The organism is Micromonospora sp. LOL_013 (assembly GCF_048060315.1).
Lineage (GTDB): Bacteria > Actinomycetota > Actinomycetes > Mycobacteriales > Micromonosporaceae > Micromonospora_E.
The window spans coordinates 69,287-94,183 of the sequence record NZ_JBHMIQ010000004.1; the positions used below are offsets into that span (position 1 = coordinate 69,287).

General features: G+C 72.5%; 22 protein-coding genes. 9 read left to right on the forward strand and 13 right to left on the reverse strand.

Features of this window, described 5'->3' with window-relative positions; all coding sequences use genetic code 11:
* Positions 1-60 precede the first annotated feature (60 nt).
* Together ACFHWS_RS04275 and ACFHWS_RS04280 are read left to right on the forward strand one after the other, a co-directional pair.
* Entirely contained in the window at positions 61-1,197 is a 1,137-nt protein-coding gene (locus tag ACFHWS_RS04275) for a hypothetical protein (RefSeq protein WP_416567678.1), read from the forward strand.
* A gap of 121 nt (positions 1,198-1,318) precedes the next feature.
* Positions 1,319-1,561 (forward strand): hypothetical protein, encoded by a 243-nt coding sequence (locus tag ACFHWS_RS04280; RefSeq protein ID WP_416553254.1) that lies wholly within the window; start codon positions 1,319-1,321, stop codon positions 1,559-1,561.
* 211 nt (positions 1,562-1,772) lie between these two features.
* Here ACFHWS_RS04280 and ACFHWS_RS04285 read toward each other — a convergent pair whose 3' ends face one another.
* Positions 1,773-1,982 carry a hypothetical protein gene (locus ACFHWS_RS04285; protein WP_416553256.1) on the reverse strand — a complete coding sequence of 70 codons (210 nt, stop codon included), beginning with the start codon at positions 1,980-1,982 and terminating at the stop codon, positions 1,773-1,775.
* A 143-nt stretch (positions 1,983-2,125) separates the two neighbouring features.
* Here ACFHWS_RS04285 and ACFHWS_RS04290 point away from each other — a divergent pair, with 143 nt between their 5' ends.
* On the forward strand, positions 2,126-2,755 hold the full coding sequence (locus ACFHWS_RS04290; RefSeq protein ID WP_416553258.1) for a M23 family metallopeptidase: 630 nt from the start codon (positions 2,126-2,128) through the stop codon (positions 2,753-2,755).
* Here ACFHWS_RS04290 and ACFHWS_RS04295 read toward each other — a convergent pair.
* On the reverse strand, positions 2,716-3,288 hold the full coding sequence (locus ACFHWS_RS04295) for a hypothetical protein (RefSeq protein WP_416553260.1): 573 nt from the start codon (positions 3,286-3,288) through the stop codon (positions 2,716-2,718). The two genes, ACFHWS_RS04290 and ACFHWS_RS04295, sit on opposite strands and share 40 nt — an antisense overlap.
* A gap of 400 nt (positions 3,289-3,688) precedes the next feature.
* Between ACFHWS_RS04295 and ACFHWS_RS04300 the strand changes: the two genes are divergently transcribed.
* Together ACFHWS_RS04300 and ACFHWS_RS04305 are read left to right on the forward strand one after the other, a co-directional pair.
* Positions 3,689-7,246: an endo-1,4-beta-xylanase gene (locus ACFHWS_RS04300; protein ID WP_416553262.1), complete on the forward strand. Its 3,558-nt coding sequence runs from the start codon at positions 3,689-3,691 to the stop codon at positions 7,244-7,246.
* Between the two features lie 183 nt (positions 7,247-7,429).
* On the forward strand, positions 7,430-8,107 hold the full coding sequence (locus ACFHWS_RS04305) for a cysteine hydrolase family protein (protein WP_416567679.1): 678 nt from the start codon (positions 7,430-7,432) through the stop codon (positions 8,105-8,107).
* A 42-nt stretch (positions 8,108-8,149) separates the two neighbouring features.
* Here ACFHWS_RS04305 and ACFHWS_RS04310 read toward each other — a convergent pair whose 3' ends face one another.
* From ACFHWS_RS04310 to ACFHWS_RS04360, 11 genes are all read right to left on the reverse strand, one after another.
* Positions 8,150-9,805 (reverse strand): class I adenylate-forming enzyme family protein, encoded by a 1,656-nt coding sequence (locus ACFHWS_RS04310; protein ID WP_416567680.1) that lies wholly within the window; start codon positions 9,803-9,805, stop codon positions 8,150-8,152.
* Positions 9,802-10,707, reverse strand: coding sequence for a TIGR03619 family F420-dependent LLM class oxidoreductase (locus ACFHWS_RS04315; protein WP_416553268.1), 906 nt, complete (start codon positions 10,705-10,707; stop codon positions 9,802-9,804). Before ACFHWS_RS04315 ends, ACFHWS_RS04310 begins: the two co-directional genes overlap by 4 nt.
* The gene (locus tag ACFHWS_RS04320; RefSeq protein WP_416553270.1) at positions 10,707-11,606 is read right to left on the reverse strand and encodes an enoyl-CoA hydratase; all 900 of its coding nucleotides are present in this window, start codon (positions 11,604-11,606) and stop codon (positions 10,707-10,709) included. The genes ACFHWS_RS04315 and ACFHWS_RS04320 overlap by 1 nt, the downstream gene beginning before the upstream one ends.
* Positions 11,603-12,649, reverse strand: a complete 1,047-nt coding sequence (locus ACFHWS_RS04325; RefSeq protein ID WP_416553272.1) for an acyl-CoA dehydrogenase family protein — start codon at positions 12,647-12,649, stop codon at positions 11,603-11,605. Before ACFHWS_RS04325 ends, ACFHWS_RS04320 begins: the two co-directional genes overlap by 4 nt.
* Before the next feature lie 12 nt (positions 12,650-12,661).
* Positions 12,662-13,801: an acyl-CoA dehydrogenase family protein gene (locus tag ACFHWS_RS04330; protein ID WP_416553274.1), complete on the reverse strand. Its 1,140-nt coding sequence runs from the start codon at positions 13,799-13,801 to the stop codon at positions 12,662-12,664.
* Positions 13,802-13,804: 3 nt separating this feature from the next.
* Complete coding sequence (locus ACFHWS_RS04335; RefSeq protein WP_416553451.1) at positions 13,805-14,608, reverse strand: enoyl-CoA hydratase family protein; 804 nt, start codon at positions 14,606-14,608, stop codon at positions 13,805-13,807.
* Between the two features lie 34 nt (positions 14,609-14,642).
* Positions 14,643-15,464, reverse strand: coding sequence for an SDR family oxidoreductase (locus ACFHWS_RS04340; RefSeq protein WP_416553276.1), 822 nt, complete (start codon positions 15,462-15,464; stop codon positions 14,643-14,645).
* The gene (locus ACFHWS_RS04345) at positions 15,451-16,569 is read right to left on the reverse strand and encodes an NAD(P)H-dependent flavin oxidoreductase (RefSeq protein ID WP_416553278.1); all 1,119 of its coding nucleotides are present in this window, start codon (positions 16,567-16,569) and stop codon (positions 15,451-15,453) included. Before ACFHWS_RS04345 ends, ACFHWS_RS04340 begins: the two co-directional genes overlap by 14 nt.
* Complete coding sequence (locus ACFHWS_RS04350) at positions 16,566-17,330, reverse strand: CoA-transferase subunit beta (RefSeq protein WP_416553280.1); 765 nt, start codon at positions 17,328-17,330, stop codon at positions 16,566-16,568. The genes ACFHWS_RS04345 and ACFHWS_RS04350 overlap by 4 nt, the downstream gene beginning before the upstream one ends.
* The gene (locus ACFHWS_RS04355; protein ID WP_416553282.1) at positions 17,327-18,184 is read right to left on the reverse strand and encodes a CoA transferase subunit A; all 858 of its coding nucleotides are present in this window, start codon (positions 18,182-18,184) and stop codon (positions 17,327-17,329) included. Before ACFHWS_RS04355 ends, ACFHWS_RS04350 begins: the two co-directional genes overlap by 4 nt.
* 97 nt (positions 18,185-18,281) lie before the next feature.
* Positions 18,282-19,532, reverse strand: a complete 1,251-nt coding sequence (locus ACFHWS_RS04360; RefSeq protein ID WP_416567703.1) for an acetyl-CoA C-acetyltransferase — start codon at positions 19,530-19,532, stop codon at positions 18,282-18,284.
* Positions 19,533-19,719: 187 nt separating this feature from the next.
* Between ACFHWS_RS04360 and ACFHWS_RS04365 the strand changes: the two genes are divergently transcribed.
* Genes ACFHWS_RS04365 through ACFHWS_RS04380 form a run of 4 tightly spaced genes read left to right on the forward strand, consistent with a single transcriptional unit; the run spans position 19,720 to position 24,877 of the window.
* Positions 19,720-21,033, forward strand: a complete 1,314-nt coding sequence (locus ACFHWS_RS04365) for an FAD-dependent monooxygenase (RefSeq protein ID WP_416567681.1) — start codon at positions 19,720-19,722, stop codon at positions 21,031-21,033.
* Positions 21,030-22,517 carry an aldehyde dehydrogenase family protein gene (locus tag ACFHWS_RS04370; protein WP_416553286.1) on the forward strand — a complete coding sequence of 496 codons (1,488 nt, stop codon included), beginning with the start codon at positions 21,030-21,032 and terminating at the stop codon, positions 22,515-22,517. Before ACFHWS_RS04365 ends, ACFHWS_RS04370 begins: the two co-directional genes overlap by 4 nt.
* Positions 22,504-24,132 carry a phytoene desaturase family protein gene (locus tag ACFHWS_RS04375; RefSeq protein ID WP_416553288.1) on the forward strand — a complete coding sequence of 543 codons (1,629 nt, stop codon included), beginning with the start codon at positions 22,504-22,506 and terminating at the stop codon, positions 24,130-24,132. Before ACFHWS_RS04370 ends, ACFHWS_RS04375 begins: the two co-directional genes overlap by 14 nt.
* Positions 24,125-24,877 (forward strand): SDR family NAD(P)-dependent oxidoreductase, encoded by a 753-nt coding sequence (locus tag ACFHWS_RS04380; RefSeq protein WP_416553290.1) that lies wholly within the window; start codon positions 24,125-24,127, stop codon positions 24,875-24,877. The genes ACFHWS_RS04375 and ACFHWS_RS04380 overlap by 8 nt, the downstream gene beginning before the upstream one ends.
* The last annotated feature ends 20 nt before the right edge of the window (positions 24,878-24,897 follow it).

The window sequence follows — 24,897 nt, forward strand, 5'->3', positions numbered from 1 at the left end:
TTGCCCGACCCACGGTCGGCCTTCGTCGCACCACGGCCCGCCGACTGCGACAATCGCGCCATGGGTGACAGCGATGAGAGCGTCGACCGCGCCTCGGCGAGCGCGGACTTCCTGGAGTGGAGCTTCTCGCTGCAAGGAGAGAGTTCCCCGTGGTCGGTGGAGCAGAGCATGACCCAGTTGCTCGCCCACGAGAGCGCCGAAGGGATCGGCCTGCCACTCGCCGACGCCGTACCGGCCGACGCGGCGGTCATTCACGAACTGGGCCGGCGACGGACCCCGACCGCGGTCGCCGCGCTACGCGGTTTCCAGGCGATGAGCACCATCGACACCCAACGGGAACTCGCCCGACTCAACGCCGACCGGCTCGTCGGGCACGGGCTGCCGGAACCACCCTGGGCCGACACCATCGGCCGGGTCGACGTCGACTGCTGCCGGTGGACGCACGACCCGTACGGCGAGACGGCGATACTGCTCTGCGGCTTCTCCTACGGCGGCACCGACGAACACGGCATCCTCACCGTGATCGACCAGGCGATCGGCGGTGGACGGATCCGGGAGGTCCTGCTCGGCGCCCGGATCGACTCGCTAGGGCAACTGCTCGACCGCGCACACGGGGGCGAGGACGGTTTCGTGACCGAACCGCTCGACCCGGCGCTGGCCCGACGACTACTCGAGGACGCCGTCGCCACGTCGGACGAACTGATGGAGAACCCGGAATACAAGCTGCGGCCGATGCCCGACGCGTACCGGAAGATGCGGGCGTTGACGCTGGCCCGGGCCCGCGCGCTCAGTGACGTCGCGGCCCCGCCGGAGCCGTTTCCGACCACCGTGGAGATCGAGCTGCTGAAGCGGGCGTTCCTGGCTTCCGAGGCGGCTGCCGGGTTCCCGACCGACGGCACCGCCAGCCGCGCGGTCGACCTGCTCGTCGAGCAGTTCGTCGAGCAGGCCGCCTGCCATCCACTGCAGCTGGGTCCACGCCGGGTGCTCGCCGTACTCGGCCTGCCGGCGCTCGCCGCCGAAGCCGGTGCCGACCCGGTGGCCGGACCGGTCCTGCCCGACGTCGCCGCGGCCTGGGTCGGCTGGACCGCCACCGAGCGCGGGTTGAGCCCCGACGCGCGCGAGCGACTCGTGCGTACGGCGGACCAGGCCTGTGCTCAGCTGCGGTCGGCGATCGCCGGTGGCGACCCGTCGGTCTGACCGCCGGTGCCGTGGTCCTGTTGGCCGGGCCGGCCACCGCGTCCGCCGACCGTCCGCAGGTTACCGACCGTTCGCGGATCCAGGCCCCGCTCGAACGGCTGGAGTCGACCTGGCTCACCACGTGCCGCAGACCGCAACCGGGATCGTCGTCCACGCCGATGTCACCCCGACCGAGATCGACGGTCTGCGGGCCGGTGGCTTCCGGATCGGCCAACTACTGCACGAACCGGCCGACAGCCGGGCACGCGTCGCCGAGCGGGAGGCGACGATCGCCAACCACCGCGCCGACAACCAGACGTTTACCGCGCGGGTGCGGCAGGACGCCGCCGTTGCCGGCAGCGATCTTCTACGCGCTGGACGGTAGTCAGCCGACCTTCGGGGCGACGCTCTACGCCGCCGGCGGGTACGGGAGGGCGGCGAGACCCTGACCGTACGGTACGGGACGAAGGTCTTCTGGTTCTCGGTGGACGCCGTGGGCAACATCGAGAACAACTACCAGCCGGACACCGACGCCAAGAACTAGCGGGGTGGGTTCGCCATCGTCTCCGACAGTTGACCTGCCCGGCCGGCGGCGGTCACCAGCGCTTGCGCCGGTAGTGACCGTGGTAGCCGTGGTGGCCACTGCCGTAGTGACCGTAGTTGCCGCCCCGGCGCCGGCGGTTGAGCCGGTGGTCGACCTCACGGAGCAGGCTGTCGACGGGCGAACCGTGCCCCCGCCGCCGGGCGTGCCGGCTCAGCTTCGACGCAAGCATCGCCAGCAGGAATCGTTTGATGAAGCTGCTCATCGTAGGCTCCTCCAGCCCTGTGTCCCGACGCCCGCCACGGTAGCTCGTGGTGTCCGGGTCCAGCTGGGCGGAAGCTGACGGTCGGCTGGCAGTACGACGGCCCACCTCCCGGCATGGTGCCGACGTCTGCCATGCTCGCAAGGGTGACCACCGGGTTTCCTACCGGCCGGCGTCGCGGCCGCACGCTGCGTATCCTGCTGATCCTCGTCGCCGTCGCGACGGTGCCGGCCGTCGTCGCGCTGGGTGTGGTCGTGGTGCCGTGGCTGCGGGAGCCGGGGCCGCGGCCGTTGTTCCAGCTCCCGGTCGCCTGCGGCGAGACCTGGCAGCTGGGCACCTACCCCGGCCACGACGACTACGACGTCGACCTGTTCCCGACCGAAGGCGACCCGTGGGGTCGGCCGGTGCTCGCCTCCTACGCCGGCGTGGTCACCGTGGCCGGCGTCAACGGCTCGGTGGGCGGTCGGAACCCGGAGGATCCGGACGGCCCCCGGGGCCGTGGTGGCGGTTACTGGGTCAAGATCGACCACGGCGGCCGGTGGGAGACGCAGTACCTGCATCTGCTCGAACCGCCGATGGTCCGGGAAGGCCAACGGGTGGCGCGCGGCGAGCAGATCGGGCTGCTCGGCAGCACCGGCAACTCGGGCGCGCCACACCTGCACTACGAGCAACGGCGCGGCTGGCAGAAGGTGGAGACCTACTTCGACGGCCTGCCGTCGGGCATCACCCACGACGACTACGAGTACACCGTGCGGCTGACCAGCAACAACTGTTGAGCCGGCCCATCGGCGGGCGGTGGGTGTCCAGTCGTAGAAGCCGTCGAGCCCCCAGGTATGGCGATCTCGTGCAACAGGATCGTCATGTTCTCTGCGTCGAGGTTGTTCATGAAGTACTCGCGGCCCATCCGCTGCTCCCAGTCTCCGCCGGCGCCCCCGCCGAAGCCGTCGGTGAGCCACAGTGACTGGTCGTAGTGTCGTGCGGCACCGCCGGGACACTTGGCGTACTGGCCGTTCTGGTTGGAGAACCGGCCGCAGCCGGTGGAGCACTGCGGAGCGTTCTCCCGGATGTCATTGACGTGTATGTCGACGGAGTTGTCGGTCCACTGCAGCTGGTTGCGGTCACGCACGGCCCAGCCGACGACGCGGACCGGGACATCGGCGTACGGCCACGCGTTGTGGCCGACCAGGGTGTTCATCCACTTCTTGTGCTGCCGGGCGAGAGTGGCGTGGATCCGATCACGCAGAGCGGCGGTGGCGCTGGCGGTGGAGTCCCAGCGGACGCAGTAGTTGATGTAGCCACAATTGGCCATCAACCTGGTCCCAGCCGCAGTTGCGGAAGGCGTACAGGTTGCCGTTGTTGTAGGTCTGCTCCTGGTGCTGCCAGACCTGGTCGAGCGGGGTGACGAGGTGTGCGGGTGGGTTCCAGCCGGTGGTGTGCGGCGCCGTGGTCGGGTGGTCGCGCCGGGACAGCCGACGCCGTTGAGAGCGACGGCGGTCGGCGGTGGGTTGCTGGTGTTGCTCCAGGCACCGTTGACGCCGAAAAGTGACGGTGGTGCCGGTCGCGAGGTCGCCGTTGCAGCTGGCGTTAGTCCGGGAACAGACCAGATCTCGACGTACCGGCTCCGCCCGGCTAACATTTCGCCGTCTGGATCTGCTGGCGCGATTCACCAGGCACCGACCACACGTACGTACGTCCGTGCAGGAGCCTTCATGCGCCTCAGATGCCACCCACCCCGTCCCCCTGCGCGACTGGCCGCTCTCGCCGCGGCCTGCGCGGCCGCGCTGGTGGCCACGATCGCGACCGCCCCGGCCGCGACGGCGGACACCACGATGCTCGCCAACGACTTCGAATCCGGCTCGTACGCACCGTGGGGCCCCCGCGGTGACGTGACGCTGCCGATCGCCGAGGAAGGTCGGGACAGCGCGAACAGTCTGTCGGTCACCGGCCGTACCGCCGACTGGCACGGCCCCGCGACCAGCGCGACCGACCTGCTCGGCGACGTTGCCGTCACCGGCCCCGACGAGACTCCCGGCGCGGTCACGGTGAGCGCGGTCGACTTCGAGGACGGCACCACCAGCACCTGGTTCGCCAGCGGTGACCCCACCCTGACCGTCGTGGACACCGACGACGGCCGGGCGCTGCGGGTCAGCGACCGTGTCGAAGGGTTCGACGGGCTGCAGAGCCCTACCGGAATCTTCACCGCCGGCGTCACCCACACCTTCTCGGCGCGCGTCCGGCTGGCCCCGGACGGGCCGGCGTCGTCCGGGTTCCGGTTCGTCATGAAGCCGGACTACGACTGGATCGGCGACACCACGGTCACCGCCGACGACTGGACCACGGTGACCGGCGTGTTCACCGTGCCGGCCGACGCCGACCCGGCCACGTACCAGGTCTACCTGGAGGCCGCCGAGGCCACCGCCACGTACCTGGTCGACGACATCCTGATCACCGCGCCGGACACCGGGCCGGGCGGGCCACCGCCGGGCACCGTCGTCATCGACAGCGACTTCGAGGACGGCCTCGACGGTTGGGGGCCGCGCGACGGTGGCCCGGGGGCACCGACCGTCGAGTTGACCGACGTCGCGCACGGCGGCGCGACGGCCGCGCTCGTCACCGACCGGGTCAACCAGGGCGCCGGGATCGGGCGGGACGTCACCACCGCGTTCGAGCCGGGCGTCGGCTACGAACTGTCCGGCTGGCTGCGGTTCGCGCAGGGTCAGCCGACCGACGCCATCTGGTTGAGCATTGCCGCCACCACCGCCGACGGCAGCGAGTCGTTCAGCACCCTCGCCCAGTTCGAGTCGGTCACCGATGACGGGTGGACCGGAGTGACCGCGAGCTTCACCGCGCCGACCTTCACCAGCGCGTTCCTCTACTTCGAGACCAGCTGGCAGGGCGCGGACGTCACCGGCAACACCAGCGACTTCCTGCTCGACGACGTCGTGGTGCGGGTGCCCGAGCCACCGGTCATCGAGGACCTCACCGGGATCCACGAGACTACCGACTTCCCGGTCGGCGTCGCGATCGACAGCCGGGAGACCGTCGGGTCCGCCGCCGAGCTGCTGACCCGGCACTTCACCAACGTCACACCGGAGAACCACATGAAGCCGGAGGCGTGGTACGACGCGGACCGCAACTTCCGGCCGCACGAGCAGGCAATCGCAATGATGGACTTCGCGCAGGCCAACGAGCTCGGCGTGTACGGACACGTGCTGGTCTGGCACAGCCAGACCCCCGAGTGGATGTTCCAGGACGCCGACGGCGAGCCGTTGAGTTCGTCGGCCGCCGACCAGCAGGTGCTGCGCGACCGGCTGCGCGGGCACATCTTCGCGGTGGCCGAGTCGCTGAGCGACCGGTACGGCCGGTTCGGCTCCGACACCAACCCGCTGAACGCGTTCGACGTGGTCAACGAGGTGGTCAGCGACAGCGGCGAGTACGCCGACGGCCTGCGCCGCAGCGAGTGGTACCGGATCCTCGGCGAGGAGTTCATCGACCTGTCGTTCCAGTACGCCGACGAGGCGTTCAACGACGTGTACGCGGTGGCCGACGCCGATCCGGTCACCCTGTTCATCAACGACTACAACACCGAGCAGAGCGGCAAGCAGGCGCGCTACCACGCTCTCGTCGAGCGGCTGCTCGACCGCGGCGTGCCGCTCGACGGGGTGGGACACCAGTTCCACGTGTCGCTGTCGACACCGGTCGGCAGCCTCGAAACCACGCTGGAAAGGTTCGCCGGTCTGCCGGTGGTCCAGGCGGTCACCGAGCTCGATGTCACCATCGGGACCCCGGTAACCCAGGCCAACCTGATCGAGCAGGGCTACTTTCTGCGGGACGCGTTCCGGATCTTCCGGGCGTACACCGATGAACTGGCCGTCGTCACCGTGTGGGGGCTGACCGACAATCGGTCGTGGCGCTCTGACAGCGGCGCCCCACTGCTGTTCGACGACGGATACCAGGCCAAGCCGGCGTACTACGGCGCGGTCGACGCGGAGCTGCCGGCCCGGCTGCGCACCGCGAACGTCTTCGCCGGCGACGTCGCGTTGTCCGCCGGGGCCACCTCGGACCTCACCTGGCGCAAACTGCCCCTGCACCCGGTGAAGGAGACGGCGGGGTTCCAGCTGCGCTGGTCGGCAGACCGGCTGACCGCGTACGTCTCGGTCACCGACCCCACCCTGTCGTCGGACGACCGGGTCGAGTTCGTGCTCGACGGCGAGACGTACCCGGTGGCCCGGGACGGGGCGGGGGACGTACCGGCGGTGGCGACCGAGCGGGACGGCGGTTACGCCGTCGTCGCGCAGCTGCCGCTGACCGACCCGGACGAAGGCGACACCGTCCCCTTCGACGTACGGGTCACCGACGACGACACCACGACCGGCTGGGCCACGACCGGCACCGTCGGCACCCTCACCCTGGTCGAGGAGCTGTCCTACCTGGAGGTCGTCCGGACGCCGAGCGCTCCGGTCATCGACGGTACGGTCGACGCGGGCTGGTCGCACGCGACCACGGTCACCACCGCCAAGCAGGTGGCCGGCACCGACGGGGCGGTGGCCACCGTCCGGACCCTGTGGCAGGACCAGACGTTGTACGTGCTGGCCGAGGTGGCCGACCCGGTGGTCGACGTCACCGGCTCCGATCCGTGGACGCAGGACTCGGTGGAGATCTACGTCGACGCCGGCAACGCGAAGAACGGCCCCTACCGCTACGACGACACGCAGATCCGGGTCAACGCCGACAACGTCGTCTCGTTCGGCACCGGTGACGAGGCGTTCCAGGCCGGCCGGTTGACCAGCGCGGCGGTGCGTACCGACACGGGCTACACCGTCGAGGCGGCGATCAGTCTGCTCGAGTACGGCGGTCTGGACACCTTCCACGGACTGGACTTCCAGGTCAACGACGCCGCCGACGGCGCCCGTACGGCGATTCGCAACTGGGCCGAGCAGAACGGCGTCGGCTACCAGACGACCGCGCGGTGGGGGGTCGGCCGGCTGGTCGACGGCACCAATGTCGACGTGACCTTCGAGCCGATCACGCAGTGGGACTCGGACAGCGGCGGCGGGTACTGCACGGAGATCATCGCCAGCAACGCCACCGATCAGCCGGTCGACTGGCGGGCGGCGGTCGAGCTGCCCGGCGACGTCTACACCGCGTGGAACTTCGAGCGGGAGTCGTTCGGCGACGGCACCTGGCGGATCACCGGCGTGGACTGGAACCGGACGTTGAAGCCGGGTGCCCGGACGTACAGCGTCGGTTACTGCGCCACCTGGTGACCGTCGCCGGGGGTGCGTCGACGGTCGTCGACGCACCCCGCGGGTCGTCGGCAGGCGGGGTGCCGGGCCGGGGCATTGCCCGGTCGACCGGACCGGGCATACCATCAGGTCAACCAAGCACTTGCTTGATCGGCGGCGGGGGATCCCCGGCGCCGCGCACCCGTCGATCCCCCGGGAGCTCCGATGGCCCGCAGGTACCTCGGTCACGTCCTGCCCGACCGCCTCGAACTCAAGATCGAACCGACCCGTACGGCGCTGCTCATCGTGGACATGCAGAACGACTTCGTCCACGACGACGGATACTGCGCGAAGGCCTTCGGCACGGCGATGGTGGCCGGCTTCCAGAGCGTGGTGACGCCGATCGCCCGGCTCGCCGCCGCAGCCCGCACGGCCGGCGTCGCGGTGCTCTACTGCCGGGTGGTACAGCATCCCGACGGGTCGCTGGCCTCACCGGTCTGGCTCGCCGACAACCTGCGGCACGGCTTCGAACCGCTGCACTGCATGCGGGGCACCTGGGGTTGGGAGATCGTGGACGCGCTCGCCCCGCAGCCGGGCGAGGTGGTGTTCGAGAAGCTGCGGCGCAGCGCGTTCGTCGGCACCCAGCTGGAGAACCTGCTCCGCAGCCGGGACATCCGCAGCCTGGTGGTGACCGGTGTCGCCGGCACCGGATGTGTCGAGTCCACCGTCCGCGACGCGATCGAACGGGACTACTTCACCGTCGTGCCGGCCGACTGCGTCGCCAACAACAACGCCGAGCTCACCGCCGCCTGCGAACCGGCGTTCCGGGCCCTGCTCGCCCCGGAGGACTGGACCACCAGCGATCAGGTCGTCGCGGTCTGGACCGGGCCGACCACCGCCTGACCCGCCGGGTCACCCGGGGTCCCGGGAGCCGGCGTGGGCCCGTCATCCGAACCGGGTCGCGGCGTCGGCCCGCAACCGGGCCTTGTCCGCCTTGCCGCCCGCGCTCAGCGGCAGCTCGGCCAGGGTTGCCAGCCGTTCCGGCCACTCGTACTTGGAGACTCCCCGGGCGGCCAGCTCGGCCCGCAGCTCGTCGAGGGTCAGCTCGGCTCCGTCGGTGGTCACCACGTACGCGCAGGCCCGCTCGCCGAGCACCTCGTCGGCGGCCGGCACCACCGCCACCTGGGCAACCCGCTCGCAGCCGCCGACCGCCTCCTCGACGGCCAGCACGCTGATGTTGTGTCCACCCCGGATGATGAAGTCCGCCACCCGGCCGGTGACCGTCAGATAGCCGGCCGGGTCGACCCGCACCAGGTCGCCGGTGAGCATCCAGCCCTGCGGGTTGACCAGTTGCCGGTTGGCGTCCGGATCGTCGTAGTAGCCGGGAGTCAGCCCGGGCCCCCGGGCGGCGCACTGCCCCGGCCCGCCGGACGCGGTCACGTCGACACCGTCGGTGTCGAACAGCCGCACCCGCATCTGCGGAATCACCCGGCCGGCGGTGCCCAGCCGGTGCTCCCGGGAGTCGTCAACCCGGGTCACACTGATCGGTCCGGCCTCGTTGGAGCCGTAGAACTGCAGCACGGCGCAGCCGGTCTCCTCCTCGAACCGCGCCGCTCGCTGCGCCGGCACCCGCTCCCCGCCGGTGAACAGCACCCGCAGCGACGACACGTCCCGCTCGGCGTACCCACCGGCGTTGAGCATCATCACGAACTGGCTGGTCACGGCGGCGAGCACGGTGACCCGGTGCCGTTCGATCAGCTGCCAGGTCTGCTCCGCGTCGAACTCCTCGGCCAGCACCGTCGGGTAGCCGTACATGGTCGGCACCACGTGCCCGCTCCACTGCCCGAAGCCGTACGGTGCGGGCAGCGCACTGGCGAACACCTCGTCCGGACCGAACCGGGCGGCCTCGGCCGCGAGCGGCCCGAAGTACTTGCGGGTGTTCATCGTCTGCATCACGCACTTGGGCAGGCCGGTCGTGCCCGACGTGGAGTTGAGGAAGAACAGGTCGTTGGCGCCGAGGCCGCGGCCGGCAAGGGCGGCGGCCGCCGTGGCCACGTCGGGCAGCGGGAGTGGTTCACCGTCGCGCAGCAGGTTGACCTCGCCGGCCGCGGTGAGGTGCACGGTCAGGTGCGCCGGCCGGTCGGCCGGGGGTTCACCGGCGCGCAGCTCGGCGGCCAGGTCAGCGGCGGCGCGGCCCCGGTGCACCGGCCGGGTGAGCAGCGCGGTCGCGCGGGTACGCCGGATGAGGTGCCGTACCTCGGCCGCGCCAGCCCGGGGGCCGATGCCGACCGTCACCAGGCCGGCCTTCTGCGCCGCGAGGTAGGCGACGTGCACCAGCGCGCCGTTGGTGAGCAGGGTGGCGATCCGCTCCCCCGGCCGCAGGCCGCCCAGCACGTAGCCGCCGGCCAGCCGGGTGCTCAGCGTGTCGTACGCCGACCAGCTCAAGGTGGCGTCGGTGGCGAAGAACGCCGGGTCGTCCGGGCGGCCGGCGGCGTGCCGGGCGACCATCGACGCGATGGTGTCGTCGTCCCAGTGCCCGGCCCGGGTGTACTCGTCGATGGTCGCCCGGTCGAAGACGCCCGGGCCGGCGGCTGCGGTCATGCGTTCTCTCCTGTGGGGTGGCCGGTCGGTGCCGGGTCGGGCCACAGCGGCGCGAGCCGCTCGGCGACGGAGTCGAGGGCGGCCAGCCGGTCCGCCCGGGTGGCCGCCGGTAGCCGCCGGGTGAACGGCGCGACGACCAGGTGGTCGAGACCGGCGTCGCGGTACGCCTCGACGGCGGCGACGCTGATTTCACCAAAAAGCCTGACGTGGTGGGTGAAGTCGTCGTCGGCCCGGCCGAGCTGCTCCCGCAGCGCGGTTATCCGAGCGCACAGCCGGGCGGAGGTGGCCAGGTCGACGTCCGGCCCGAACCAGCCGGCGCCGTGCCGGGCCGCCCGACGCAGCGCGGCCCGGCTGTGCCCGCCGACCACCACCGGCACCGGCGGTTGCGGCGCGGCACCGAAGTGTACGGTCGGAAAGTCGAAGAACCGCCCGTGGTGGGCGACCGGCCGGCCGGACCAGAGCAGGTCGAGCACCCGCAGCATTTCGTCGGTGCGGGCGCCCCGGGTGCCGAAGTCGGCGCCGAGCGCGGCGAACTCCTCGGCCATCCAGCCGACCCCGACGCCGAGCACCGCCCGGCCGGCGGACAACTGCTGCAGACTTGCCCAGGCACGGGCGATGTGGAACGGATCCCGTAGCGGAGCGATCAGCACGCCGGTACCGAGCCGGATCCGGGTGGTCCGGGCGGCCAGGTGGCCGAGCGTCACGGTCACGTCGGCCAACGGGGTGCTCGGCCGGATGCCGGGGTCGCCGGAGGACCGGTACGGGTAGGTCGGCGCGTAGCTTGCCGGGGTGATCACGTGGTCGGCCAGCCAGACGGTGTGGAAGCCGAGCCGCTCGGCGTGCACCGCGAGCGGCGCGTACTCGGCGGCCGACAGACCGAACAGCTGCAGGTCGAACCGCATCAGCCGGCACCGTCCGGCCGCTCGCGCATGCTACGGGCGTCGTGGCCGGCCAGCGGATCGTCACCGACCTCCGCGTTGTGCGCGTGCGCCACGTGGTGCAGACCGAACACCGAGTCCATCCCGGCGCGCAGACCCATCAGGTCCTCGGCCTGGTTGACCGCCTTCTTGGTCAGTGCCAGGCCGAGCCGGGGCATGGTGGCGATCCGGCCGGCCAGCTCCATCGTGTACGGCTGCAGCTCGGCCCGGGGCACCACCCGGTTGACCATGCCGAGGGCCAGCGCCCGGTCCGCGTCGACCCGCTCGCCGAGGAAGAGAAACTCCTTGGCGAACCGGGGTCCCATCACCCACGGGTGGGCGAAGTACTCGACGCCGGGAATGCCCATCCGTACGACCGGATCGGCGAACCGGGCGTCGTCAGCGGCGACGATCAGGTCACAGCACCAGGCGAGCATCAGGCCGCCGGCGATGCAGGCGCCCTGCACCATGGCGATGGTCGGTTTGGGCAGTTCCCGCCAGCGCCGGCACATGCCGAGGTAGACCTCGGACTCGCGGGCGAACCGGCTCTCCGCGCCGGCCTTGCCGACGTGGTCCCACCACAGCCCGGCCCGGCGCGGGTAGCTGCGGTCGGCGTCGCGCCCGGGTGTGCCGATGTCGTGCCCGGCCGAGAAGTGCTTGCCGGCACCGGCGAGCACCACCACCCGTACGTCGTCGTCGGCGGCGGCCCGGGAGAAGGCGTCGTCGAGGGCGTAGGTCATCGCGGAGTTCTGCGCGTTGGCGTACCGGGGGCGATTCATGGTGACCACCGCCACCGGCCCGTCGGTGGCGTACCGGACCACCGCCTCGTCGTCGTGGGCCGTAGCGTCGTCGGCGGGTGGCGGGCTCGCGGCGGCGTCGGTCACGGTCGTCCTCCTTGCTCGGCGGTGGCAGCGGGCAGTCCGATCGCGGTGCCGAGCCGGTCGAGGTGATAGTCGGTGCCGGCGGTCGCTGCCACGATCGCCCACACCCGCTTGGCGTACAGGTGCAGGTCGTACTCGGTCGTATAGCCGATCGCGCCGTGGCACTGCAGCGCGGCGCGGGCGGTCCGTTCGGCTGCGTCTGCGGCGAGCAGGTAGCCGGCCGACACGTCGGCCGGACGGCTGTCGGCACCGGTAGCGGCCGCCCAGCCGGCGGCGAGCACAGCCGGGGCGGCGAGTTCCAGCCCGAGCAGGGCGTCGGCGAGCTGGTGCTGCACCGCCTGAAAGCTGCCGACCGGGGCGCCGAACTGGCGGCGGGTGCCGACGTGGCCGACGGTGAGGTCGAGCATCCGCCGGCCCAGCCCGACCAGCTGGGCCGACGCGGCCAGGGTGGCCCGGTCGGCGGTCAGCGCCAGCAGATCGGCCGGCACGTCGAGCCGGATTCCGGCCGACGGCCCGACGGCGGGGTCCCCGGTGAGCCGCAGCGCGGCCCGGCTGCCGTCCATGGTCGGCACCGGCGTGGCCGCGACCCCGTCCGGTCGGACCAGTCGGGGTCCGTCCGGCGGGGTCAGGAGCAGCAGCAGGTCGGCCCGCTGCCCATACGGGACCAGGCCGCCCGGCCCGGCGACGGCGATCCGGCAGCGGCCCTCGACGAGCGCGGCCAGCTGCCCGCCGGGGTCGCCGGCGGCGGCCAGCAACGGGCCGGCGACGGCGGCGGTCTCGGCCACCGGCAGCGGCACCGCCGCGTACCCGGCGGCGGTGAGCGGCGGCACCAGGTCCACCTCGGTCAGTCCGAGCCCGCCAGCGGCGTCGGGCACCGCTGCGGCGAGCAGGCCCATCTCGGCGAGCGCGGTCCACAGCCGGTCCAGCGGGGCGGGGTCACCGCCGGGCCAGCCGGCGCGGACCACCGCCGGTGGGCATTCGGCGGTGAGCAGGTCGTCGACCGCGTCGCGCAGCGTGGCCTGCTCGTCGGTGAGGGCGAACCGCATGCCGTCTCCTCCTCAGCGTCGGGGCAGGCCGAGCAGCCGCTCGGCGACGATGCCGCGTTGGATCTCGTTGGTGCCGGCGTAGATCGGGCCGGCCAGGGAGAACTGGAAGCCCCGGGTCCAGTCGGCGTCGACCTCGGCCTCCGGGCCGAGCAGGTCGAGGGCGGTACGGTGCAGCGCGATGTCCAGCTCGGACCAGTGGATCTTGTTGAGGCTGGCTGCCGCGCCCGGCGGGTCACCGTCGAGCATCCGGGTCACCTGGGCCAGGGTGAACAGCTGGTAGGCGCGGGCGCCGAGCCAGGCCCGTACCACCTGCTCGCGCAGCCGGCCGGTGAGCCGGTCCGGCCGGTCGCCGGCCAGCTGGACCAGCCGGGCGGCGGCTGCGGTGAACCGGCCCGGCGGGCGCAGGGTGAGGCCCCGTTCGGAGCCGGTGGTGGCCATCGCCACCCGCCAGCCGGCCCCGACCTCGCCGATCACGTCGGCGTCGGGGACGAACACGTCGTCGAGGTAGACGTCGGCGAACCCCTCGTCGCCGTCGAACCGGCCGAATCCCCGCACGGTCACCCCGGGGGCGTCCAGCGGCACCAGGAGGTAGGTCAGCCCTCGGTGCCGCTGCTGCTGCGGGTCGGTGCGGAACAGGCCGAAGAGGTGGGTGCAGAACGCGCCCCGGGTGGTCCACGTCTTGTGCCCGGTCAGCCGCCACCCGCCGGCCGCGTCGTCGCGGACCGCCCGGCTGGTCAACGCGGCCAGGTCGCTGCCGGCTCCCGGTTCGGACCAGCCCTGGCACCACAACTGCTCGGCGGCGGCCATCCCCGGGAGGATCCGGTCCCGCTGCTCGTCGGTGCCGAACTCGAACAGGGTCGGCGCGAGCAGGAAGATGCCGTTCTGAGTGACCCGCTGCGGAGCGCCGGCGGCGGCGTACTCCTCCTCAAAGATCAGCCACTGCCAGGGCGAGGCGTCCCGGCCGCCGTAGCGGCGCGGCCAGGAGACCACCGACCAGCCGCCGTCGTGCAGCGTGCGCTCCCACTCCAGGTGGGCGGCGAAGCCGGCGCGGGTGTCGCCGGAGGGCAGTGGACGGGCCGGCCGGTGGGCGCGCAGCCAGTCGCGGGCCTCGACGCGGAACTGTTCGTCGGCGGGGTCCGGACGCAGGTCCATCGGTCAGCCCTCCCGGCCCGGTTCGGCCGACCCCGGCCGGTCACCATGTTGCTGTGCCGGCCCGGTGTCGGGCCGGTCGCCGAAGCCGTCGCGGACCCGGTGTGCGACACCGGACAGGTTCAACTCGAAGGTGAAGCCCTGCTCGTAGCGGTAGCTGCGTTTGACGTCCCACGGGTCGATGCCGTTGAGCGACTCCTTGGCCGCCCGGATCACCGCCGGGTCCTTGGCGGCGATCTGCCGGGCGACCTCCAACGCGGCGGACCGCAGGTCGGCGGCCGGGACCACACGCAGCACCGAGCCGTAGGCGTGCAGCTCGGCGGCGGTGGCGGTGGCGGAGGTGTAGAGCATCGCCCGGGCCCGGTGCTGCGGCACCAGGCGGGACAGGTGGGTGGCGGCGCCGAGCGCGCCCCGGTCCACCTCGGGCAGTCCGAACGTGGCGTCGTCGCTGGCCACGATGATGTCGGCGTTGCCGACCAGGCCGATGCCACCGCCGAGGCAGAAACCGTGGACGGCGGCGACCACCGGCACCGGGCAGTCGTAGACGGCGGCGAACGCCGCGAAGCAGCCCCGGTTGGCGCCGATCAGCGCGTCGTTGCCGGGATCCGCCTGGATCTGCTTGATGTCGACCCCGGCGTTGAAGCCGCGGCCCTGCGCCCGCAGCACCACGGCCCGGGTGGCCGGGTCGGCACCGGCGGCGGTGACCGCCTCGGCGAGGCGGTACCAGCCGGCGACCGGCAGGGCGTTGACCGGTGGCCGGTCGACCACGATCTCGGTCACTCCGTCGGCGCCGGTGGTCGCGACGACCATCGTGCTGTCCGCTGTGGATGTCATGGTCGGGTCCTCACGGGTGTTGGCTGCTGACCGAAAGCACCTCGCCCACCAGGTACGAGGCGTAGTCGCTGGCCAGGAAGACGATCACGTTGGCCACCTCCCAGGGTTCGGCGGGCCGGCCGAACGCCTCCCGGTCGGCCAGCGCGGCCAGCAGGGCGTCGTCGGTGACCTTGGCCAGGTTGGCGTGCATGGCGAGGCTCGGCGCGACGGCGTTCACCCGGACCCCGGCCTCGGCGGCCTCGACGGCGCTGCACCGGGTCAACGCCATCACCCCGGCCTTGGCGGCGGCGTAGTGTGCCTGGCCCTGCTGGGCCCGCCAACCGAGTACGGAGGCGTTGTTGACGATCACGCCGCTGCCGCGCGGCATCATGTGTCGCAGCGCGGCCCGGGTGCACCGGAAGGTGCCGGTGAGGGTGACGTCCAGCACCCGGTGCCACTGGTCGTCGGTCATCTCGGTGATCCGGGCGGTGCCGCCCAGGCCGGCGTTGTTGACCAGCACGTCGAGCTGGCCGTAGCCGGCGACGACCTGGTCGATCATGGTCTGTACCTGCGATTCGACGGTCACGTCGCAGACGACGGCGAGGGGTTCGACACCAGTGGCGGCGGCGAGCTCATCGGCGGTCGCCCGCAGCCGGGTCTCGTGCCGGTCGCTGATCGCCACCCGGGCACCCTCCTCGGCGCAGCGTCGGGCGGTCGCCGCGCCGATGCCGGTGCCGGCGGCGGCGGTGACCAGCACGGTCCGGCCGGCGAGCAGGCCGTGCCCGGCCGGCGGTACGGGTGGCTGCGGCCCGGCGGGTGCACCGCGCCCGGCCGGCGGTTCAACGGTCGCCATCGGCTCGTCCCTCCTGCAGTCCGCCCAGCACCGCCGTCGCCTCGGCGACGATCCGGTCGATCAGCTCGGCGCAGCTGGGCAGGTCATCGATGAGCCCGGTCACCTGCCCGGTCGCCATCACCCCGAGGTCGGCCCGGCCGTCCACCATCGCGGCGCGCAGCAGCATCGGGGTGTTCGCGGCGAGCAGCACCTGCCCCCAGGTCAGCTCCCGGTTGCGGCGCATCGCCCGGCCTTCGGCGAGCAGGTGCCGCCACGGGGTTCCGGTGAGCTGCCGGAACCGGGCGGCGCTGCGTACCGAGCGGACCAGCCGGCGTGCCGGCCCGGCGCGTTCCAGCCGGTCGATGAAGTTGGTGCGCAGCACCCGCTGTGGCACGCCGTCGAGCGCCCGGGTCACCACGGTGCCGTCCAGCCCGGCGTCGAGGTAGCGCCGCAGCACCTGCGGGCTGACCGTGCTGTCTCTGGTGAGCAGGAACCGGGTGCCCATCGCCACCCCGGCCGCGCCGTAGGCGAGGGCGGCGACCAGCCCTCGGCCGTCGAAGAACCCGCCGGCGCCGATCACCGGGATGTCGACGGCGTCGGCCACCTGCGGCAGCAGCAGGCTGGTCGGGACCGCTCCGGTGTGGCCGCCGCCCTCGCCGCCCTGCACGATGACCGCGTCGGCACCCCAGGCAGCCACCTTCTCGGCGTGCCGGCGGGCACCGACCGAGGGCACCACCCGTACCCCGGCGTCGCGTAGCCGGGCGATCAGCTCCGGCTCCGGGGCCAGGGCGAACGAGGCGACCCGGACGTTCTCCCGGATCAGCAGGTCGATCCGCTGCGCGGCGTCGGCGGCGTCGGCCCGCACGTTCACCCCGAACGGCCGCGTGGTGTTCCGCCGGATCTCGGCTATCGCGGCGGCCAGGTCGGGCAGGTCGAGGGTGGCGCCAGCGAGGATGCCCAGCCCGCCGGCCTCGGCGGTGGCGGCGACCAGCCGGGGGCCGGAGACGAAGCCCATCCCGGTCTGCACGATCGGGTAGCGCACCCCGAACAGTTCGCAGATCGGGGTACGCAGCGCCGGGTGGGTCCGGGCCGGTCCGGCGGCCGGCCGCTCCGGGCGGTCGGTCATCGCCGCACCTCCGTGTCGCGGTGGCCGGCCGGGTCGATGACGGTACGGATGAGGGTCAGCTCCTGCGCCGTCGGCAGCCGGGTCTGCGGCACCTCCCCGCCGGTCCACAGCTCGAACCCGGTCGCCTCGTGGACCTGTTCGACGGTGACGCCGGGATGCGTCGACACCAGTCGCATCCGGTGGTCCGGGCCGGTGAAGTCGAAGACTCCGAGGTCGCTCACCACCCGACGCAACTGGTGGAAGCGTGCCGCAGACGGCCCGGCAGACGCGGCCCGGTCGTAGCCGATGCCGCAGACCAGGTCGACCTGCTCGACGAAGGTCCGGCGGCTGTGCCGGGGCACCCAGTAGCTGCACGGGTGGCTGACCGTGTTGCCCGGTGCGCCCCGGACTCCGAGCAGGGCCACCTTCGGCCGGTGGAAGTCGCCGATCGCCGAGATGTTGATGTTGCCGTACCGGTCGATCTGACCCGGTCCCATCATCACGTGCCGGCGGCCGGACCAGATCAGCTCGAAGATCTGCCGGAACGGCAGTGCCCCCTCGGTCTGTGCCGGGGATCCGCCGACCGGCCAGGTGCCCACGCCGAGCGCGGCCTCACCGTCGGTGAGCAGCAGATCCGGGGAGAAGGTGGCCCGGGCCAGGCGGGCGCCAATCGTCGGCACCAGTCCGATCGGGCTGGCCAGGATCTCCCCGTCGCCGCGCCACGCCTCGGCGCAGGCGACCGCACACACCTCGGCGCGGGTCGGTTCGGCCGCCGCGCTCACCGAGCTACCTCCGTCCACTCGTTGCGGTCGGCGACGGCCCGCTGGTAGCCGGCCTCGTCGGTGTCGAGGTAGCGGTCCCGGAACGCGGCCCACCGCTCGGTGCCGGCCGCTACGGCGTACTCCCGCTGGAACGGTTCGTCGCGCGGGTAGTCCGGGTCGCACGAGGTGAAGTGGGCACCGCGCGCGGCCGGGACCACGCCGCGGACCTGGTGGCGACGCACCAGCACCGCCGACGCCGGGGTGAGCTGCTCGGTCGGCACGACCTGTTCGCAGGAGACGTAGGCGCGGTCGGCGGCCGCGCAGTACAGGTCGTCGAAGTACGGGTCGGGCCCGAGGCAGAGGGCGTTGCCGTGGACGTCGGCACGGTGCAGGTGGACCAGGGCGGCGTCCAGCCGCAGCGCGGGCACGGCGAGCAGTTCCTCATTGTCGTACGGCGAGCGCACGGTCCGCAGGTCCGGGTTGATCCGCATCAGGTCGGAGCCGAGTCCGACCCGGGTGGGCAGGAACGGCAGCCGGCAGGCGGCGGCGTACAGGCCGAGGTAGAGCATGCCCTCGTCGTATTCGACGGCCTCGACGGCGCCTGCCTGGCGGGCGGCCCGGAAGTGCGGCTCCAGCGGGATCGAGTCGAGGGAGACGAAGCCGTACACCAGCCGGCGGACCTTGCCGGCGGCGAGCAGCAGGCCGGCGTCGGGGCCGCCGTAGGTAACGACGGTCAGATTGTCGAGGTCCGACCGCAGGATCGCCCGGACCAGGGACATCGGCTTGCGGCGCGAGCCCCAGCCGCCGATGCCGATGGTCATGCCGGAGCGCAGTTCGCTCACCACCTGCTCGGCGGTCATCCGTTTGTCGGTCATCGCCACCTACTCGATCCTGGCTGGTCACGGGTGCGGGTACGCCGGAACCGGCGCACCCGCAATGTACCAAGCGCTTGATTGGTTGGCCAGCCCGGGTTCAGCTCGCCCGCTCGATCACCATCGCCATCCCCTGCCCCCCGGCGGCGCACATGGTGACCAGTCCGAACTGCCGGTCACGTTCGCGCAGTGCCCGGATCAGGGTGGCGGTGATCCGGGCACCGGTCATCCCGAACGGGTGACCTACCGCGATCGCCCCGCCGTTGACGTTCACCCGGTCAGGATCGATGCCGAGCAGCCGCACGCAGGGCAGCACCTGGGCGGCGAAAGCCTCGTTGATCTCCACCAGGTCGATGTCACCGATGGTCAGCCCGGCGTGCCCCAACGCCCGCCGGGTCGCCTCCACCGGGCCGAGGCCCATGATCTCCGGACTGATCGCGGAGACGCCGGTGGCCACGATCCGGGCCAGCGGGGTGACGGCCAGCTCGGCGGCCCGGGCGGCGCTCATCACCACCAGGGCGGCGGCGCCGTCGTTGAGCGGGCAGCAGTTCCCGGCGGTGACCGTGCCGTCCGGGCGGAACACCGGCTTGAGCGCGGCCACCGACGCCAACCGCACCCCGGGGCGGGGGCCGTCGTCGCGGTCGACGACGGTGCCGTCCGGCAACATCACCGGGGTGATGTCGCGGGCGTAGAAGCCGTCGGCGATCGCCTGCTCGGCCAGGTTCTGACTGCGCACCGCGAACTCGTCCTGGTCGGCCCGGCTCACCCCGTACAGCTGCGCGACGTTCTCAGCGGTCTCCCCCATCGCGATGTACGGATCCGGCAACGCCCCGGTGTCCCGGGGGTCCTGCCACCGACCACCGTCGCCGGCGGCGCGCGCCGCGCTGCGGACACCGGCGGCCGCGTACCGCTCGTTACGAGTTCCCGGCAGATTGTCCGACTTTCCGGCGTCGTACCGGGAGACCATCTCCACGCCGGCGGAGATGAAGACGTCGCCCTCCCCGGCCCGGATCGCGTGGAAGGCCATCCGGGTGGTCTGCACCGACGAGGCGCAGTAGCGCTGCACGGTGGTGCCAGGGGTGCCGTCCAGGCCCAACCCGACGGCGACCATCCGGGCCAGGTTGTGGCCGTGTTCGCCGGCCGGCTGGGCGCATCCGAGCAGGACGTCCTGCACCTGCGCCGGGTCCAGGGCGGGCACCTGCGCCAGCGCGGCCCGAGTGATGTCCACGGCGAGGTCGTCGGGGCGCAGCGTGGCGAGTGAGCCCTTACGCGCCCGGCCGATCGGCGAGCGGGCGGCGGCGACGATAACGGCCTGCGGGGCGGCGGAGTCTCGGGGCGACATGGCGGGCAGCGTACCCTAACAAGCGCTTGGTTCGCCATGGTCGGTATGACCGGCAGCCCGCCAACGGCTGTCGTTCTGCTGACCAGAAAGGCCGGTCGACGCGGATTCTTCTGAACAGAAGCGGGGTTAGCGTCGGGCAACCTCGGCCGGCCCTGCGTCCGCAGACCGGCCCGGCCCACACCCACCAGGAGGCACGTTGACGGCCAGCGACGGGCAGACCGATGAGTTCATCGTGGTCGGTGGCGGCATCGGCGGGCTCGGCACCGCTCTCGCCCTGGCCCGCGCCGGGCGGCAGGTCCGGGTGTTGGAACGGGCCGCCGCCTTCGGCGAGGTCGGTGCCGGCATCCAGCTCGCCCCCAACGCCACCCGGCTGCTACGCGAATGGGGCCTGCTCGACCAGTTGATCGCCGCCGGGCTGGCGCCCCGGCACCTGGTCCTCGCCGACGCCCGCACCGGACGGGAACTCAACCGGCTCGACCTCACCGGGCCGTTCACCGAGCGTTACCTGGCCCCGTACGTCGTCGCACACCGCCGCGACCTGCTCGACCTGCTGCTCGCCGGGGCCGCCGAGGCCGGCGCGGTACTCGAACCCGACCGCGAGGTGATCGCGATCCGGCCCGACCCGGACGCCGTCGAGATCGACTGCGCCGGCGGGCAGCGCTACCGCGCCCGGGCGGTCGTCGCCGCCGACGGCCTGCACTCCCGGTTCCGCGCACTGGTCAGCGACGACGAGCCGGAATGCAGCGGCTACGTCGCCTACCGGGGCGCGATCCCGATCGAACAGGCCAGCCGGACCGCCGACCTGTCCGAGGTGGTCGCCTTCCTCGGCCCCGGGATGCACTTCGTGCAGTACGCCCTGCGCGGCGGCAGCTACTACAACCAGGTCGCGGTGTTCCGCAGCGAACGGTACCGGCAGGGCGACCCGGACTGGGGCGGCCCGGCTGAGCTGCAGGAGGCGTTCTCCCGGTCCTGCCCGCACGTGCGGACCGCCGTCCAGGCGATCCGGACCGACCAGCGGTGGCCGATGTACGACCGGACGCCGATCGACGACTGGGTGCACGGCGGACGGGTCGCCCTGCTCGGCGACGCCGCCCATCCGATGCTGCAGTACCTGGCCCAGGGCGCCTGCCAGGCGCTGGAGGACGCCGCCGCGCTCGCCGCCGCCGTCACCCGGCACCTGCCCGCCGGGCCGGTCAACGCCGACGCGCCGGTCCACCTCGCGCTGCGGGAGTTCGTCCGCGAACGGGCCCCCCGCACCGCCCGGGTGCAGCGCAACGCCCGCACCTGGGGCGACATCTGGCACGTCGATGGCGTCGCCTCCGCGTTGCGCGACGACGCGCTGGCCCACCGTGGACCAACCGACTACCGGTCCACCGACTGGCTCTTCGGCCACACCGCCGCCCAGCGCGGCTCCTCCCCCACCGCGAGTCCCTCCGCGAACCCCACCGTGAACCTGGCGCCGGACGCGCCGACCGCCACCCCGACGACGAGCCGAGACGAGGCGCAATGATCCCCGACCCCGGACGCGACTGGCGGCTGCTGATCGACGGTCGGCTGGTCCCGGCCGGCGACGGCGGGGCGGCCCCGACCCGGTCACCGGCCACCGGCGCGGTGCTCGGCCGGGCACCCGCCGCCACCGTCGCCGACGTCGACCTGGCCGTACGGGCGGCACACGCCGCACAACCGCAGTGGGCGGCCACCCCGCCCCGGCAACGGGCCGCCGTACTACGGTCGATGGCCGAGGTGCTGCGCGCACACCGCGCCGAACTCGGTCACCTCGACGCGGCCGACGGCGGCAACCCGGTCACCGCGATGACCGCCGACGTCGACCTCGCCGCCGAGCTGCTGGACCGGTTCGCCGACTGGGCCGACCAGCTGGGCGGCCGGACCCTGCCCGGCGGCGACGACCATCTGCACTACACCACCCGACGGCCGTACGGGGTGGTCGCCCGGATCGTGCCGTACAACCACCCGGTCATGTTCGCCGCTTCCCGGGTCGCGGCGCCGCTGCTGGCCGGCAACTCGGTGGTACTCAAGGCCCCCGACCAGACGCCGCTGTCCGCGCTGCGCTTCGGTGAACTGGTCGCCGACCTGCTGCCGGCCGGGGTGCTGGCGGTGCTGACCGGCGACGGCGCCACCGTCGGGCCGGCGCTGGTCGGCCACCGGCTGGTGCGGCGGATCGCGTTCACCGGCAGTACCGGCACCGGCCAGGCGGTGCTGCGCACCGCCGCCGCGCACGGCGTCAAACAGGTGTCGTTGGAGCTGGGCGGCAAGAACCCGATGGTGATCCTGGCCGATGCCGACGTGGCCGCCGCCAGCGCCGGAGCGGTCGCCGGGATGAACTTTCACTGGACCGGCGGGCAGTCCTGCGGCTCCACTTCCCGGCTGCTGGTGCACCGGTCGATCGTCGACGAGGTGGTCGAGCGGGTGGTGGCCGGCACCCGCACGGTGCGGGTCGGCGACCCGCTGGATCCGGCCACCGAGATGGGCACCATGGTCTCGGCCGCCCACCGGGACCGGATCGCCGGCTTCCTGCGCCAGGGTCGCGACACCGGGCTGACCGTGGCCACCGGCGGTGGCCTGCCGGACGGGCCCGGCGCGTACGTGGAGCCGACCGTCTTCGTCGACGTGCCGCCGGACAACCCGCTGGCCCGCGAGGAGATCTTCGGGCCGGTGCTCTGCGTCACCCCGTTCGACGACGAGCGGGAGGCGCTGCGGATGGTCAACGACTCGCCGTACGGCCTGACCGCCAGCGTGTGGACCGGCGACGTCGGTCGGGCGCACCGCTGGGCCCGGTCGGTCGACGCCGGCTACGTGTGGATCAACACCGCGTCCCGGCACTTCGCCGGCCTGCCGTTCGGCGGGGTCAAGGACTCCGGCCTCGGCAGTGAGGAGAGCGTCGAGGAACTGCACTCGTTCACCCAGCCCAAGTCGGTCACCGTCCACCTGGGACCGACATACGACTCACGAGGAGGCGACCGTGGCGACCACTGACCACCCGGCCGACACTTACGACGGCATCATCATCGGGGCCGGCCAGCACGGCCTGATCCTCGGCACCTACCTGGCCCGGGCCGGTCTGCGGGTGCTCCTGGTCGAGCGGCGGCTGCGCCACGGTGGCGGGCTGAGCACCGAGGAACGCACCCTGCCCGGCTTCCAGCACAACCTGCACTCGATCAACCACTTCAGCGTCACCTCGACGCCGTGGTTCCGTGACCTGGGGCTGTCCGCCCGGGTGCGCTACCTGACGCCGCGGTACGAGTTCGCCCAGCCGCACCGCGACGGCAGCGCGCTGGTCTTCTCCCGCGACCTCGACGAGACACTCGCCAGCATCGGCCGGTTCAGCAAGGCCGACGCCGACACGTTCCGGGAGTGGAACGCCAAGGCGGAGGAGATGACCCAGCGAATCTTCCTGCGCGAGCGGTTCAGTGAGCCGCTGAGCCCGGCCGACCGCGACGAGCTGCTCGGCCGCACCGCGTTGGGTCGTGACTTCATGGAGCTGACCCGACGGCAACCCGGTGAGGTGGTCGAGGAGCTGTTCACCGATGAGCGGGTCAAGGTGCTGTTCCTGTTCAAGCTGTCGCTGTTCGGCACCGTGCTGCACGAGACGCTCGGCACGCACAGCCCGCTCGGCTCGCTGATCCGCGCCTTCGACCTGACCACCGGCTACGAGCTGTGCGCCGGCGGCAGTTGGAATCTGGCCCGCGGGCTGATGGAGGAGTTCATCGCCGCCGGCGGACACTTCGTCAACCAGGCGCACGTCGAGCGGATCGTCGTCGAGGGCGGTCGGGCCACCGGCATCGAACTCGCCGACGGGCGCTCGATGCGGGCCCGGCAGTTCGTGGCCAGCACGCTGGACCTGCACCAGACCCTGGAGACGCTGGTCGGCCGCGATCAACTGCCCGCCGACTACCTGGCCCGGCTGGACAAGTTCCACTACACCGGCTGGACGTTGTTCGGCCTGCACCTGGCGCTCGACGAGGCTCCAGCGTACACCTCGGCGGCCTTCGACCCACACGTGAACGGGGCGCTGAAGTACAACATCGGCTCGGAGACCATCGCCAGTCTGATGGCCGCGCACGACGACGTGGACAACGGTCGGGTGCCGGCCAACGTCCAGTTCGGTGCCGGGGCGCTGAGCGTGCTCGACCCGAGTCAGGCGCCGCCGGGCAAACACACCGCGTACGCCTGGCACGTGGTGCCGTGGGCACCCGACGGCGACCACGAGAACCTGCGCCGCATGCAGGGCGACATGGCCGCGTCGATCATGGACAGGTGGCGGGAGTACGCGCCCAACCTGACCGACGCCACCGTGCTGGGCTCGTACACCTACACCGCGTACGAGTACGCGCAGGAACTGATCAACATGCGGCACGGCGACATCTTCATGGGGGCGCTCAGCGCCGACCAGGTGCTGCACAACCACTTCGGCTACCGCACCCCGCTGCCGAACCTCTACCTGGCCGGCTCGGCCTGCCACCCCAACGGGGCGATCAGCGGCGGCGCCGGATACATCGCCGCCGGGGTGATCGCCCGCGACCTGGGCGTCGAACCGTGGTGGCAGCCGATGGACGCCCGTACCGAACTGTCCCGGCTCGGCGATGGCTGACCGGCTGGCCGGTCGGGTGGCCATCGTCACCGGCGGCGGACAAGGGCTCGGCCGGGCCTTCGCGCACCGGCTGGCGGCCGACGGGGCGCGGGTGGTGGTGGCCGACCGCAACACCGAGGCGGCCGGTGCCGTCGCCGCCGAGATCGGCGACGGCGCGCTCGCCGTCGAGGTTGACGTCGCCGACCCGGACAGCGTGGCGGCGATGGTCCGGCGCGGCACCGACGCGTTCGGTGAGATCGACGTCCTGGTCAACAACGCGGCGATCTTCTCGACTCTGGCGATGCGGCCGTTCGACCAGATCGACCCGGCCGAGTGGGACCGGGTGATGGCGGTCAACGTCCGCGGACCGTTCCTGTGCACCCGGGCGGTCGCGCCGGTGATGCGCCGGGCCGGCTACGGCAAGGTGGTCAACATCTCGTCGGCCACCGTGTGGATCGGCCGGCCGAACTACCTGCACTACGTGACCTCCAAGGCGGCGCTGATCGGGATGACCCGGGCGCTGGCCACCGAGCTGGGCCCGGCCGGGGTACGGGTCAACGCGGTCACCCCGGGCGCCACCCGTACCGAGATCCCGCGGGCCACCGTCACCCCGGAGCAGGAGGCGGCGATCGTCGCCGGCCAGGCGATCAAACGGCGGCAGGTGCCGGCCGACCTGGTCGGCGTGGTCGCCTTCCTCGCCGGGCCGGACAGCGACTTCATCACCGGACAGACGGTCAACGTCGACGGCGGCGCGGCGTTCCACTGAGGATGCCCACATCGCTGCGA

What these genes read in the sequence shown, in the direction of transcription:
- ACFHWS_RS04275 (WP_416567678.1), top strand. Translation starts at nt 61, where the DNA reads ATGGGTGACAGCGATGAGAGCGTCGACCGCGCCTCGGCGAGCGCGGAC.
- ACFHWS_RS04285 (WP_416553256.1), bottom strand. Translation starts at nt 1,982, where the DNA reads ATGAGCAGCTTCATCAAACGATTCCTGCTGGCGATGCTTGCGTCGAAG.
- ACFHWS_RS04295 (WP_416553260.1), bottom strand. Translation starts at nt 3,288, where the DNA reads ATGGCCAATTGTGGCTACATCAACTACTGCGTCCGCTGGGACTCCACC.
- ACFHWS_RS04300 (WP_416553262.1), top strand. Translation starts at nt 3,689, where the DNA reads ATGCGCCTCAGATGCCACCCACCCCGTCCCCCTGCGCGACTGGCCGCT.
- ACFHWS_RS04305 (WP_416567679.1), top strand. Translation starts at nt 7,430, where the DNA reads ATGGCCCGCAGGTACCTCGGTCACGTCCTGCCCGACCGCCTCGAACTC.
- ACFHWS_RS04310 (WP_416567680.1), bottom strand. Translation starts at nt 9,805, where the DNA reads ATGACCGCAGCCGCCGGCCCGGGCGTCTTCGACCGGGCGACCATCGAC.
- ACFHWS_RS04315 (WP_416553268.1), bottom strand. Translation starts at nt 10,707, where the DNA reads ATGCGGTTCGACCTGCAGCTGTTCGGTCTGTCGGCCGCCGAGTACGCG.
- ACFHWS_RS04325 (WP_416553272.1), bottom strand. Translation starts at nt 12,649, where the DNA reads ATGCGGTTCGCCCTCACCGACGAGCAGGCCACGCTGCGCGACGCGGTC.
- ACFHWS_RS04330 (WP_416553274.1), bottom strand. Translation starts at nt 13,801, where the DNA reads ATGGACCTGCGTCCGGACCCCGCCGACGAACAGTTCCGCGTCGAGGCC.
- ACFHWS_RS04335 (WP_416553451.1), bottom strand. Translation starts at nt 14,608, where the DNA reads ATGGTCGTCGCGACCACCGGCGCCGACGGAGTGACCGAGATCGTGGTC.
- ACFHWS_RS04340 (WP_416553276.1), bottom strand. Translation starts at nt 15,464, where the DNA reads ATGGCGACCGTTGAACCGCCGGCCGGGCGCGGTGCACCCGCCGGGCCG.
- ACFHWS_RS04345 (WP_416553278.1), bottom strand. Translation starts at nt 16,569, where the DNA reads ATGACCGACCGCCCGGAGCGGCCGGCCGCCGGACCGGCCCGGACCCAC.
- ACFHWS_RS04355 (WP_416553282.1), bottom strand. Translation starts at nt 18,184, where the DNA reads ATGACCGACAAACGGATGACCGCCGAGCAGGTGGTGAGCGAACTGCGC.
- ACFHWS_RS04370 (WP_416553286.1), top strand. Translation starts at nt 21,030, where the DNA reads ATGATCCCCGACCCCGGACGCGACTGGCGGCTGCTGATCGACGGTCGG.
- ACFHWS_RS04380 (WP_416553290.1), top strand. Translation starts at nt 24,125, where the DNA reads ATGGCTGACCGGCTGGCCGGTCGGGTGGCCATCGTCACCGGCGGCGGA.